Genomic DNA, 14575 nt, shown 5'->3' with positions numbered 1-14575 from the left:
AATTCCGGCCAGCGTGGTTTAACGGGGCGCCTAAGATCAAAAGCAGATCAAGAGCGGCTCGCTTCGCATCGTGGTTACCGCTGAGCTTACAGAGTTATGTAGATACCTATGCTGCGATAGCGGTGGCTCAGTAAAAGATTCAGTGACTGACACACCGCCATCGTAGGCAAGCCCGCTCCCACATGGGTTTTGTGTTGGCTGGAAGAGGGGGCTACTTGCCGCCCGTAATCTGCTTCACCAACGCCGCATGCCCCTTCACATCATCAGCCCGGGAAATCGCCTGGATCACCAGCAAATGGTTGCCCGAACCACCCAGGAACGTGGAGTTCAAGGTCTTGCCTCCGCCTTGGGTAGCGCTGCTGTCCACCTGGCGCAGGCCCAGGCCCTTGTAGGTGAGTTTCTTCTCCCCCAGTTTCTTGAAGTCGGGCATGGCGGCGCTCTGGTCTTTGACGAAATCAGCCACGGCGCCGTCGAGGAACTTCGGGTCGTTATCCTGGATAGTTGCTCCATCGTTGCGCACGGTTTCGGCGACGATCACCACACTTTTCGTCGTTGAGTTAGCGTACAGGGTGCCTTGGGTGTCAGCGGTGCCGTCTTGCGCCGTGCCGGAGGGCAGGGTGTCGGCGCTGTAGGCTTTGGGCAGTTTGAAGGTGAACTTGCCACCCAAGGTGGAGATTGTCTGTGTGGCGGGCTTGGTGGCAGCGAACACGCTGCCGGCGGTAAGCGCTAGGGCGAGCAGCATTGCGGTTTTGGTGAACGTGGCCATGAAGCACTCCGGGGTTGAACGAAATTGCGGCGTATTCTGTCAGAAAATTCGCAATTTCGTTCATCCAGCCCATCACAGCTTGTCGGAGGATTCCTCGTCAAGCCTGTCCATTTCAAACAAGCGCGCCAGTTCCGCACGGGCTTCCTGGGCAGTTTGCATGACCTTGGCCGCGTCGTCGTATACCGCGTGTTGGGCGGCAAGTACCTGCTGGTCGTGGGTCTTGAAGCGGTTGATGCGCGCATCGGCCTGGGCCTGGCTCAAACCGAGGCCGACCAGGGTACGGCGGCTCATTTCCAGGCTGGAGTAGAAGGTTTCGCGCACCGGTGAAGCGTCCAGGTCCACCAGGCGGTGTACGTGCTGGCGGTTACGCGCGCGGGCGATGATCTTCATGTGCGGGTAGAGGTTGCGCACCAGCTCGGCGGTCTTGATGTTGATCTCCGGGTCGTCCATGGCGATCACGAAGAATTCCGCTTGATCGACTTTGGCGGCGTGGAGGATTTCCGGGCGTTGGGGGTCGCCGTAGAACACCGGCATGCCGCCGAAACTGCGGGTCAGCTCGATGGTTTCCACCGAGGTGTCGAGGGCGATGAACGAGATGTTCTGCGCGCGCAGGATTCGCGCCACGATCTGGCCCATCCGGCCCATGCCGGCGATGACCACGCGAGGCGCATCGCTTTCGATGGCGCGGTATTCCTCGGGCACTTCCACCGGCTTGGCCTTGGGTTTGAACAGCTTCGGGCACACCAGCAACAGCAGCGGAGTCACGGCCATGGACAGGGTGATGGTGAGCACCAGCACGTCGTACAGCTGCGGTTCGAACAGGCCCTGGTCGCGGCCGATTTTGAACACCACAAAGGCGAACTCACCCCCCGCCGCCAGCACCACGCCCAGGCGCAGGGCACTTTCGCGATTGAGGTCGCCCACCATCCGCCCGACGGCGTACAACAGCGGCAGTTTCAAGCCGATCAGCAGCAGGGTCAGGCCGATCACCACCAGCGGCGTGCTGAGCAGCAAACTGAGGTTGGCGCCCATGCCCACGCTAATGAAAAACAGCCCCAGCAGCAGGCCCTTGAACGGCTCGATCTGGGATTCCAGTTCGTGGCGGTATTCCGAATCCGCCAGCAGCAGGCCGGCGAGGAAGGCCCCCAGGGCCATGGACACGCCCACCAACTCCATCAGCCAGGCGGTGCCGATCACCACCAGCAGCGCGGTGGCGGTGGACACTTCGCGCAGGCCGGTCTTGGCCACAATGCGAAACACCGGGCGCAACAGGTAGCGCCCGCCGATGATCACCACTGCGATGCTGCCGAGGATCTGCAACACATGTTGCAGGCCCTGGGCTTCGGTGGTCGGATGATCGCTGCCGGCCAGCAACGGCACCATGGCGATCAGCGGGATGGCGGCGATGTCCTGGAACAACAGGATGGCAAAGGCCAGACGCCCGTGGGGTTGGTTGAGCTCCTTGCGTTCGGCCAGGCTTTGCAGGCCAAACGCCGTAGACGACAGCGCCAGGCCCAGGCCCAGCACGATGGCGCTGTTCCACGACTGGCCAAACAGCCATAGCGCGACCGCGCCCATCACCACACCGGTGAGCAGGACCTGGGCCAGACCGACGCCGAACACCGCCTTGCGCATCACCCACAAGCGTTTGGGCGACAGCTCCAGGCCGATGATGAACAGTAACAGCACCACGCCCAGTTCAGAGAACTGCGCCACGCTTTGCGGGTTGCCGATCAGGCCGAGAACCGACGGGCCGATGATCACACCGGCAAACAGATAGCCCAGCACCGCGCCCAATTGCAGGCGCTTGGCCAGGGGCACGGCCAGCACGGCGGCGAACAGGAACACCACGGCTGCTTGTAACAGGTTGCCTTCATGGGGCATCACGAACTCCATCGTTTACGTAGATCAACTCGGGGGGCCATTGTGGCGAGGGAGCTTGCTCCCGCTGGGCTGCGAAGCGGCCCCAAAAAACTGCGGGCGCTGCGCACCCGAGCGGGAGCAATCTCTGGCCACAAAAATATTCCACAGCAGGGGAAATAGAGCGCTATTAGAGCGCTTTTTCACATTTTGAAACTTGTATTTTTGTCGCGACAGTCAATGGATGTTGGCTCTCATCCCATTCTTACGCCGATTTTACGAAAGTATTAATACCATTTAATTCAATGGCTTTCGCGCAGGTCTACTAACGTTTCGAAAAACTGGATCAGTAGTCACCACGGTCAGGTGTTTCGAATTCGATGCGTGTGGATCGTTGAAGCAAGGCGTGCACGCAGTCACGGATGAAAGGCTTGGACCACAAGGAGTAGAACGTGGATAGAAGACTTGCGACTGCCGCTTTACCTCGTATTTCTGCGCTTTCTCTTGCGATCCGCCTGGGAGTGGCCGGGCTGGTGATGGGGCTGGCGAGCCCGGATGTGTTTGCCGCCTGCAGCCCGGCAAGTCCTGCGGCCGGCGCGACGGTGACCTGTACGGGCGTGCCGTCATTGCCATTGTTCCTCAATACCTTCAGCAGCGCGGTCAACAACCTGACGGTCAACGTCAATGCCGGGGCGCAACTCAACGCAACGCTGGGCGGCAAAGCACTGACCCTGACCGGCAACAACGCCACGTTGAACAACTCCGGCACCATTGACCCGGCACTCCTCGGACTGGTTTCAGTGCTGAGCGGTGGGGTGGTGATCGGCAACACGGCAGCCAGCGTGTTGAACATCACCAACAGTGCCACCGGCATCATGCGCGGTACTGGCGCGTTGCTGGGGCTGAACCTGGCCTCGTTGGATGGCATGGCCCTGAACGCCACCAACGGCGCAGGCGGCACCACCACGATCGTCAACAACGGCGTCATTGGTTCTTCCTCCTTGCTCGGCCTGACGTTGTTTGCCTCCGATACCCCGGTGGTAGCGGTGCAGGGTGGCGGGCAGGTCAATATGACCAACAACGGCGCACTGACCGGGCGCGTGGCGTTCGAGAGCTCTGCTACGGGGAACACGTTCCGCAACACCGGCACTATCTCTGGCGGCGTTTCGATGGGGACCGCCAGTACCAACACGTTTACAGCGGTCACGGGGTCGCAGGTGACCAGTGGCGGCGGCCTCGGCTTAAGCCTTGGCGGACTGATCGGCGTGAACCTGACGTTCGCGCCCACCGGCCAGGTGGACGGTGGCGCAGGCGGCAGCAACTCGCTGATCCTTGAAAACACGACGGGCGTCGGTGGTGGCAGTACAGGCACCGGCACGGCTTCAAGCGCCAACTATGTCAACTTCAACAACCTGGCCATCAACAGTGGCACCTGGACGTTGCAGGGGCCGTTGGTCAGCGGCAGCACTACGCTCAATGGGGGTGTGGCGCAATTCAATAACAACGCGACATTTGGCAGCGGTGTGCTCACGTCTAACGGCGGTGCTATCGAGGCCACTGGCAACGGCTTGACGCTGGCTAACCTGATGACCCTCGGAACCGGTGGACTGACGGTGCAGGGGGCTGCTACCGGGCTGACCTTGAGCGGCCTGATCTCGGGCAATACTGGCTTGAACAAAGCCGGGACCGGCGAATTGATCCTCAGCGGCGCCAACACCTTCCAGGGTGGTACTACCTTGAGCGCCGGCACGCTCACGCTGGGCAATGCCACCGCGCTAGGCACCGGTGCCTTGACCGTGGCGGGTGCAGGTACTTTGCAAAGCAATGCTGCGCTGACAACCAGCAATGCGATTACCTTGAACGCGAATCTGACCGTAGACGGCGTGAACCCGCTGACTCTTGGCGGGGTTGTCAGCGGTGGTTCCGGGTTGATCAAGGAGGGCGTATCGAGCCTGGTGCTTACGGGCAACAATGCTTACACCGGCGCCACGGCCCTCAACGCCGGTTCGCTGGTGGTTGGCTCCAATACTGCGCTCGGCGCCAGTGTGTTGAACGCCTCGGCGGGTACCACGTTGGATGCCAGTGCAGCAGTGAGCCTGGGCAATAACCTCAACCTGGGCGGTAACCTGACCCTCGGCGGCAGCAACGCGCTGACCCTTGGCGGCGTGGTGGCGGGCCTTGGCGGGTTGATCAAGAACGGCCCGGCGGATCTGATCCTCAATCAAGCGAACGCTTACCTGGGCAACACTGCGCTGAACAGCGGCAAGCTGGTAGTTGGCGCCAGTGGTGCCTTGGGCGCGGGTACGTTGAATGCAGCCGGGGGCACGACCCTGGACGCCAGTACCAGTACGACGCTGGCCAACGCGATCAACCTGGCCGGTAACCTTGGAATCGGTGGCAGCGCCAACCTGACCCTGGGCGGCACGGTCAACGGTGCGGGCAGCCTGACCAAAGACGGCGCGGCCGGCCTGACACTCAGCGGCAACAATAACTTCCTGGGTGGCACTACCCTGAACGCAGGCAGCCTGACCCTCGGCAGCAACACGGCGCTTGGCCTGGGCAACTTGACCGTCGGCGGCGCCGCAACCCTGGACAGCACCTCGGCGGTGGCGCTGGGCAATGGCATTGTCCTCAACGCCGGGCTGACCGTCGGCGGCACCAATGGGCTGACCCTGGGCGGTGTGGTCAGCGGCGCGGGTGCGCTGATCAAGGATGGCCTGGCCAACCTGACCCTTGACGGCACCAACACTTTCACCGGTGGCACCAGCCTCAACGCCGGTACGTTGACTTTGGGCACGGCAGGCGCATTGGGCGCAGGCCCCTTGACGGTCGGCGGTGCGGCAACCCTGGATAACAGTGCTGCCCTTACCCTGGGCAACGGGATTGCCCTGAATGGTGACCTGACGCTCGCGGGTAGCAATGACCTCAACCTCAGCGGTGTGATCAGCGGCGCCAGTGCGCTGATCAAAAATGGCTTGGCTGACCTGACCTTGAGCGGCAACAACACGTTTACCGGGCCATTGAATATTGTCTCTGGCAGCGTCACCACCGGCAGCACCGGTGCATTGGGCAACACCTCTAGCGTCAATGTCAGTACCGGCGCCGCACTGAACCTGGGCGTCGATTCCAGCCTGGCCGGCCTCAGCGGTGCGGGTGGCGTGGCAGTCGGCGGCGGTTTGGAACTCACCGTGGGTGGCGTGAACACCAGCAGTACTTTTGACGGTGACCTCAGCGGCGCGGGCAGCTTGATCAAGGTGGGTACCGGCACGCTCACGCTCAACGGAATCAATGGCATCACCGGTAACACGGCGATCAACGCGGGCACTCTGGATGTCGATGGTTCCCTGGGCAGCGCGTCGGTCAACGTGAATACCGGCGGCACCCTCACCGGCAGTGGCTCGCTATTGGGTACGGCGAATATCAACAACGGCGGGCACCTGGCGCTGGGCAGTGGCACGACCTTGTCGGCTGGCGGCCTGAACATGAGTGCCGGGGCCAGTCTGGATGTGGCGCTTGGCGCACCGTCGCTGACCTCGCTGATGAATGTCGGTGGCAACGTGAATCTGGCCGGCGACCTTAATGTGAGCGATGCCGGTGGCTTTGGCGCCGGCGTGTATCGCTTGATCAACTACACCGGCGGCTTGACCGGCGCATTGAACGTCAACACGGTGCCGCTGGGTTATGGCCTGGGTGATCTGCTGGTACAGACCTCAGTGGGCAGCCAGGTCAACCTGGTGGTAGCGGCGCCGAATATTCGTTTCTGGGACGGCAGCAACACCCTTGCCAACGGCACTGTCGACGGTGGCAACGGCACCTGGACAGCGGGGGGCACCAACTGGACCTCGGCCGACGGCCTTTCCAACCAGACCTGGGGCGGTGGCTTTGCGGTGTTCCAAGGTGCTGCGGGGACTGTCAGCGTGAATGGCGTACAAACCATCACCGGTCTGCAATTCGTCACCGATGGCTACAGCCTGGTCAATGGCACCGGTGGGCAGTTGAGCACCGGCAGCGGCAACTTCGCCGTGCGCGTCGACCCACTGGCGACTGCCACCCTCGGCGTCGATATCACCGGCGCGGGCGTTCTGAACAAACTCGATACCGGCACGCTGGTGCTCAATGGCGCCAACAGCTACACCGGTGGCACCTTGCTCAATGGCGGTACCTTGGTGGTCGGCAGCAACACCGCGCTGGGTACTGGCGCCCTGACTGCTGCGGCGGGCACCACACTGGACAGCAACGCCTCCGTAACCCTGGGCAATGATGCGGTACTCAACGGCAGCCTGACGGTCGGCGGCAGCAACGCATTGGCGCTCAATGGCGCCATCAGTGGCATCGGTGGTCTGGTGAAGAACGGCACGGCAGACCTGACACTCGGCGGCACCAATACCTTCCTGGGCCCTGTGGCCTTGAACGCAGGCGGGCTGATCCTGGCCAGCAATACGGCGCTGGGCGCGGGCGTGTTGAACGCCGCCGGCGGCACAACATTGGACGCCAGCACGGCGGTTACTACCACTAACGCGATCAATCTGGCTGGCAACCTGGGCATCGGCGGCACCGCTGACCTGACGCTCGGCGGCGCAATCAACGGTGCGGGCAGCCTGACCAAGGAGGGCGCGGCCAATCTGATCCTCAGCGGCGCCAACGCCTACCTGGGTGGCACCACCCTGAACGCCGGTACGCTGACCTTGGGCAGCGCCACCGCCCTTGGTCTGGGCAACCTCACCGTTGGCGGCGCGGCGACCCTGGATAACACGGCAGCGCTGAGTGTGGGCAATGGCGTCGTGCTTGACGCCAACCTCGCCGTCACCGGCAGCAATGACCTGACCCTGGGTGGCCTGGTCACCGGCACGGCTGGCCTGAGCAAAGACGGCGCGGCCAACCTGACCCTCAATGGCGTCAACACCTTCCAGGGCGGCACCACCCTCAACGCCGGTACATTAACCCTGGGTACAGCAGCGGCCCTGGGTACCGGCGCCTTGAACGTAAACGGTGCAGCTACTCTGGCCAACAGCACGCCGCTGGTATTGGCCAATGCGGTCAACCTCAACGCCGGGCTGACCGTGGGCGCTCTCAACAACAACCTGACCCTGGCCGGCGTGCTGGCCGGCAGCGGTAGCCTGGTCAAAACCGGCACGGCGGATGTGAGCCTGACCGGCACTAACACCTTCAACGGCCTGTTCGATGTGCAATCGGGCAGCCTCACCACGCTGGGCAACGGAGCACTGGGTGTCGGCGCCGGGGTCAACCTGGCGAGCGGTACGTCCTTGAACCTGGGCGGCAGCGCCAGCCTGGGCGCCCTCACGGGTACCGGGCTTGCCACAGTAGGAGCCGGCAGCACCTTGAGCGTCGGCAACAATAACCTCGACAGCACTTTCGACGGGGTCGTGGCAGGCCTCGGCAACCTGACCAAAGACGGCACAGGCGCCTTGACCCTCGGTGGCCTCAGCGTGGTGACCGGGGATGCCCAGGTCAACGCCGGCAGCTTGCTCGTCAATGGCTCACTGGCCAGCGCCAATGTGGCGGTGGGCAGTGGTGCCACCCTCGGTGGTACCGGTACTTTGTTGGGCAACGTGAGCATCGCCGACGGCGGCCACCTGGCCGTCAATTCCGGCGCGACCCTCACCACCGGTTCGCTGCTGCTCAATGCCAACTCCAACCTGGATGCGGGCCTCGGCGCGCCCGCCACGGGCGGCACGGCGCTGGTGCAGGTCAACGGCAACCTGACTCTGGACGGCACCCTCAACGTCACGGATATCGGCGGCTTCGGTGCGGGTATCTACCGCCTGATCGACTACACCGGCGGCCTGACCAACAACGGCCTGCTGCTGGGCAGCCTGCCGGTGAACATCCCGGCCAGCGACCTGGACCTGCAAACCGCTATCGGTAACCAGGTCAACCTGCTGGTCAACGGCAGCACCAACGTGCAGTTCTGGGACGGCAGCCAAACCACGGGCAATGGCACCATCGAAGGCGGCAGCGGCACCTGGAGTGCAGGCGCCAGCCAATGGACCGGCGTCAACGGCGCATTCAATACAGCCTGGACCCCGAACAGCTTTGCCGTGTTCCAAGGCACGGCGGGCACTGTCACGGTTGACGGCGCGCAAGCCATCACCGGTTTGCAGTTCGTCACCGATGGCTACAACCTGGCCGGCGGGGCAGCGGGCGCCTTGACCCTGTTCAACGGCGTGGGCGGCAACACCGCCGTACGTGTCGATCCCGGCGTCACTGCCACCCTGGGCGTCGCGCTCAACGGCGGCGGCACCCTGGCCAAGCTCGACACCGGCACCCTGGTGCTTAACGGTGCCAACAGCTACACCGGCGGCACCGCCCTGGATGGCGGCACGCTGGTGGTCGGCAATGACAGTGCCCTGGGCAGCGGCGCCTTGACCACCGCCAACGGCACCACCCTGGACAGCAACACCGCAGTCAGCCTGGCCAATGCGCTCAACGTCAACGGTAGCCTGACCCTCGGCGGCAGCAATGCCCTGACTCTGGCCGGCACCGTGGCGGGCACGGGCAGCCTGATCAAGAATGGCATCGCCAACCTGACCCTCAGTGGCAACAACACCTATGCCGGCCCAACCGCACTCAACGCAGGCGGCCTGATCCTGGCCTCCAACACGGCCCTGGGCAGTGGCGCCCTGAACGCGGCCGCCGGCACCACCCTCGACAGCAGCACGGCGGTCGCCCTGGCCAATACGGTCAATCTGGCCGGCAACCTGGGCATTCTAGGCACCGCCGACCTGAGCCTGAACGGCCTGGTCAGCGGTACCGGTGGGCTGACCAAAACCGGCGCGGGCGACCTCACGCTCAACGGCGCCAATGCCTACTTGGGCGGCACGCAGTTGAATGCCGGCTCCCTGACCCTTGGCAATGCGTCGGCCCTGGGCAGTGGTGCCTTGGCGGTCAATGGGGCAGCCACCCTGGACACCAACACGGCGTTGGCCCTGGCCAATAACACCAGCCTGAATGCCGCGCTCACCGTCGGCGGCAGCAACGACCTGAGCCTCAACGGCGTGGTGGACGGCAGTGGTTCGTTGAGCAAGGCCGGTGGCGCCAACCTGACCCTGAGCGGCGCCAATACCTACAGCGGCGGCACGGCACTCAATGCCGGTACGCTGACCCTCGGCAGCACCACGGCCCTGGGCTCGGGCGCGCTGACCGTCGGCGGTGCGGCGACCCTGGCCAATAGCACGCCGCTGGTGCTGGCCAATGCGGTCAACCTCAATGGCGACCTCAGCGTCGCTGGCAGCAACAACCTGACCCTGGCCGGCGTACTCGCTGGCAATGCAGCGCTGATCAAGAATGGCGCGGCGGACCTGCTGCTGACTGGCAACAACAGCTTCAGCGGCCCACTGACCGTGGCGGCCGGCAGCGTGACCACGGCGGGTAACGGTGCGCTGGGCACCACCTCCGGCGTCACTGTCGGCAGCGGCGCGAGCCTCAACCTGGGTGGCAATGCCAACCTCAACAGCCTGGCTGGCACCGGTACGGTGCAGGTGGCGGGCGGCGCTACGCTGGCGGTGGGAGGCAGCAACCTCGATAACAGCTTTGGCGGCGCGCTCAACGGTGCCGGAAACCTGGATAAAAACGGCAGCGGGGTGCTCAACCTGAGCGGCACCAATGCCCTCAGCGGCGCGGCCAACGTCAACGGCGGTACCTTGAATGTCACAGGTTCCCTGGCCAGCGGCACGGTGGCGGTGAACAGCGGCGCAACCCTGGCCGGCAGCGGTTCATTGGCCGGCGCGGTGTCCGTGGCCGACGGTGGGCACATCGGCCTGGCCTCCGGCAGCACACTGTCGGTGGGCTCGTTGGTGCTGGGTGGCAACTCGAACCTGGATGTTGGCCTCGACACTCCGGTGCTGGGCGGCGGCACAGGCCTGCTGAATGTCGGCGGCGACCTGACTCTGGACGGTAACCTCAATGTCACCGATATCGGCGGCTTTGGCAGCGGCGTCTACAACCTCATCAACTACACCGGGGCCTTGACCGATAACGGCCTGGCGCTCGGCACACTGCCAGGCAGTGTGGTACCGGGTGATCTGCAAGTGCAGACCGCGATCACCAGCAAGGTCAACCTGCTGGTGACTGCACCCAACACCACCGTGCAGTTCTGGGATGGCAACAGCCTGATCGGCAACGGTGCGATTGACGGCGGCAACGGCACCTGGAACGCCGGCAATACCAACTGGACCAATGTCGACGGCACCCTCAACCAGGGCTGGGTCAACAGCTTCGCGGTGTTCCAAGGCGCGGCGGGCAACGTGACGGTGGACGGCACGCAGAACATCACCGGCATGCAGTTCGTCACCGATGGCTACACCCTGGGCACTGGCACAGCGGGCGTACTCAACCTGGTCAATGGCGGCACCGGCAACACCGCGGTGCGCGTCGACCCGAACGCCACCGCGACCCTGGGCGTGACCCTCAACGGAGCTGGCACCCTGGCCAAGCTCGACAGTGGCACCCTGGTACTCAACGGCAATAATGGCTACACCGGCGGTACCGCGCTGAATGGCGGCACCCTGGTGGTGGGCAACAACAGTGCCCTCGGCACAGGCGCTCTGACGGCGGCCGGCGGCACCACCCTGGACAGCAACGCGGCGGTCAGCCTGGCCAATGCGGCTGTACTCAACGGTGCCTTGGCGGTGGCAGGCAGCAACGCGCTGACCCTGGACGGGGTTATCAGCGGCAGCGGCAGCCTGGTGAAAAACGGTGCGGCAGCGCTGACGCTCAATGGCGTCAACAGCTACAGCGGCGGCACTGGCCTGAACGCCGGTCAATTGATCCTTGGCAATAATGCTGCCCTGGGCAGTGGTGCCTTGACGGTCGGCGGCGCGGCGCAACTGGATGGCAGCACCGACCTGCAACTGGCCAATACCCTCAACCTGGGTGGCCCGCTGACCCTGGCCGGCAGCCACGACCTGGCCCTCAATGGCGTGGTCAGCGGCACTGGCAGCCTGGTGAAAAACGGCAGCGGCGCCTTGTTGCTGACAGGTGCCAACACCTACAGCGGCGGTACCACGCTCAACGGCGGCACCACCACGGGCAACACCACCAGCCTGCAAGGCGCCATCGCCAACAACGCGGCGTTGACCTTCGAGCAAGCCATTGACGGCACCTACACCGGCAACCTTACCGGCGCTGGTGTACTGAACAAAACCGGCACCGGAGCGTTGCTGCTGACTGGCAACAACACCTTTACCGGTACTACCAACGTCAACACCGGCAGCCTGCTGGTCAACGGCACCTTGAACAGCGCCGCAGTGCAAGTCGCCAGCGGCGCGACCCTCGGCGGCAGCGGCACCCTGGGCGGTGCGGTGAACATGGCAGACGGCTCGGTGCTCCAGGCCGGCGCCGCGACGCCGCTGTCGGTGGGTTCGCTGGCCTTGTCATCGGGCACCACCCTGGACTTCGCCCTCGGCGCACCGGGTGCTTCCAGTACGGCGGTGAACGTGGCGGGCAACCTGACCCTGGACGGCACTCTCAACGTCAGCGATACCGGCGGCTTCGGCGTCGGCGTGTACCAACTGTTCCGCTACGGCGGCAGCTTGACCGATAACGGCCTCACCTTTGGCACCTTGCCGGTGGCACTGGGCAACCTGAGCCTGCAAACGGCGCTGGCCAACCAGCTCAACCTGGTGGTGCAAACCGCGCCAGGGCAAATCCAGTTCTGGAACGGCGGCACCACCAACCCCGATGGCACCATTACCGGTGGCAGTGGTACCTGGGGCCCGGGCACCAACTGGACTGACCCGACCGGCACCCAGGGGCAGGCGTCCACCAACCAGTTCGCGGTATTTGGCGGGCAGGGCGGCACCGTGACCGTGGTTGGCAACCAAGGCTTCACCGGCCTGCAAGTGCTGGACGCCGGCTACGTGCTGACGGCCGGCGAAGGCGGCAGCTTGAGCCCGACCAATGCGGCGGATGGCAGCCTGGCGCCAGTGCGGGTCAATTCCGGCGTGACCGCTCAGATTGATGCTCCGCTGGTGGGGACCGGCGGCATCAACAAACTGGATGCCGGTACCTTGCTGCTGACTGGCGCGAATACCTACACCGGCAGCACTACCGTCAGTGGCGGTACGCTGGCGGGCACCACCACCAGCCTGCGTGGCAGGATCCTCAACAACGCGCGGTTGTTGTTTGCCCAACGCACCAATGGCCAATTCAGCGGCACCTTGAGCGGCACCGGTGCGCTGATCAAGCAAGGCGCAGGCGCGCTGTTGCTGACCGGCAACCAGCCGTTCAGCGGCACCGTGGCGGTGGAAGAGGGCGTGTTGCAAGTGGGCAACGCGGCCAACCCAGGCGCCGTGCTCGGCGGCCAAGTCACCGTGGCCAACGGTGCGGGGCTGACCGGTAACGGCAGTGTCGGTTCGCTGGTCAACAACGGCTCGGTGACACCCGACAGCGGAAAGCTGACCGTGGCCGGCAACTTTACCAACGCCAGTACCGGTGCGCTGAACCTGGTGATCACCCCATCCACCACCGGCTCCCTGGCCGTGGGCGGCACCGCCAACCTGGGCGGCACCTTGAATGTGGTCAACCTGGCACCCTATGCCGGCGCCACCACCTACACCCTGCTGACCGCGGGCGCAGTCAACGGTACCTTTGCCACCACCAATCTGGAGAACCTGGCGTTCCTCACTACCGCGTTGAACTACAGCCCAACCCAAGTGGCCCTGGCGGTCAGCCGCAACGACGTCAGTTACGCCAGCGTGGCGGCCACTGGTAACCAGCGCGGCGTGGCGGCGGCGTTGGGCACAGGCACCGCAGTCGGTGGCGCAGCGGTGCAAAACGCACTGCTTAATGGAGATGTGGCAGCGGCACGTGCAGCCTTCGACAGCTTGTCCGGCGAAATCCACGCCAGCACCGCCAGCGCCATGCTTGAAGATTCGCGTTATGTGCGTGACGCGGTCAACGAGCGTCTGCGCCAACCCGGTTGCTACCGCGAGGACGACCCGCGCAATGCCCTGGCACCTAGCGAGAACCACCTGAGCAGCGCCGGTTGTCACGGCGAGATGGTCGGCTGGATGCGCGTGCTTGGCACCTGGGGCCATATGGGCGGTGACAGCAACACCGCCAAGCTGGACCGCAACCTCAGCGGCTTCCTGCTCGGCACCGACAAGCAAGTGGACGACGCCTGGCGCATGGGCGTGGCCGCCGGCTACACCCGCAGCGACCTGGACGCCAAGCGCCGCAATTCCAGCGCTGATGTGGACAGCTACCACCTGATGGCCTACACCGCCTACCAGCAGGAAGCCTTCGCCGCACGGATGGGCGTGGCGTACAGCTGGCATGACGTCGAAAGCAAGCGCAACGTGGCCGTCGGTGGCGAGGGCCAACGCCTCAAAGCCGATTACAAGGCACGCAGTGCGCAGGTGTTCGGTGAAGTCGGCTACACCATTCAAACCCCTAGCGTGGCGCTGGAGCCGTTCGCCGGCCTGGCCTACGTCAACTACGACAGCGACACCATCAAGGAAAAAGGCGGTTCGGCAGCCCTGCGTGGCGATGCCGACCAGGACATCACCTACTCGACCCTGGGCGTGCGCATTGGCCAGACCATCACCCTGGGCAACGGCTCGAAAATCACCCCACGGGGCAGCATCGGCTGGCGCCATGCCTTCGGTGATACCAAGCCCGACGCCGACCTGAGCTTTATCAATGGCGGTGGCTCGTTCAGCACCCAAGGCGTGCCGATTGCCAAGGACAGCGCAGTGGTGGAAGCGGGGCTGGATTACCAGATCAGCCAGAACGGCAGACTGGGCCTGGGCTATTCGGGCCAACTCTCGCGTAACGACAAGGACCACGCAGTGACCGTGAGTTTCTCCCTCGGTTTTTGATCACGGCCGAGTTTTTTGAACCGCCCGAAAGGGCGGTTTTTTTTGGAAGATTTTTTGAAGAAGTACGTTGGTTCATGAAAGCAGGGCATTTATTGCTCACCGGGCAGCC

Annotated in this window: 3 protein-coding genes; 1 reads left to right on the top strand and 2 read right to left on the bottom strand. The window is 64.2% G+C overall.

The features are described from left to right. Positions 1-211: 211 nt before the first annotated feature. Both ACTJLA_RS24045 and ACTJLA_RS24040 read right to left on the bottom strand, forming a co-directional pair. Positions 212-766: a hypothetical protein gene (locus ACTJLA_RS24045; protein ID WP_054897036.1), complete on the bottom strand. Its 555-nt coding sequence runs from the start codon at positions 764-766 to the stop codon at positions 212-214. A 72-nt stretch (positions 767-838) separates the two neighbouring features. Further along, positions 839-2650, bottom strand: a complete 1812-nt coding sequence (locus ACTJLA_RS24040) for a monovalent cation:proton antiporter-2 (CPA2) family protein (RefSeq protein WP_034127310.1) — start codon at positions 2648-2650, stop codon at positions 839-841. Positions 2651-3078: 428 nt separating this feature from the next. Here ACTJLA_RS24040 and ACTJLA_RS24035 point away from each other — a divergent pair, with 428 nt between their 5' ends. After that, complete coding sequence (locus ACTJLA_RS24035; protein ID WP_314544349.1) at positions 3079-14466, top strand: autotransporter-associated beta strand repeat-containing protein; 11388 nt, start codon at positions 3079-3081, stop codon at positions 14464-14466. The last annotated feature ends 109 nt before the right edge of the window (positions 14467-14575 follow it).

The organism is Pseudomonas sp. 22072 (assembly GCF_052046095.1).
Taxonomy (GTDB): Bacteria; Pseudomonadota; Gammaproteobacteria; order Pseudomonadales; family Pseudomonadaceae; genus Aquipseudomonas; species Aquipseudomonas paracarnis.
Note: the sequence above shows the minus strand (reverse complement) of the source record. Positions and strands in the feature narration are given on the sequence as shown.

Excerpts from the sequence above, each read along its gene's own strand:
- ACTJLA_RS24040 (WP_034127310.1), bottom strand. The coding sequence starts at position 2,650 with ATGCCCCATGAAGGCAACCTGTTACAAGCAGCCGTGGTGTTCCTGTTC.
- ACTJLA_RS24045 (WP_054897036.1), bottom strand. The coding sequence starts at position 766 with ATGGCCACGTTCACCAAAACCGCAATGCTGCTCGCCCTAGCGCTTACC.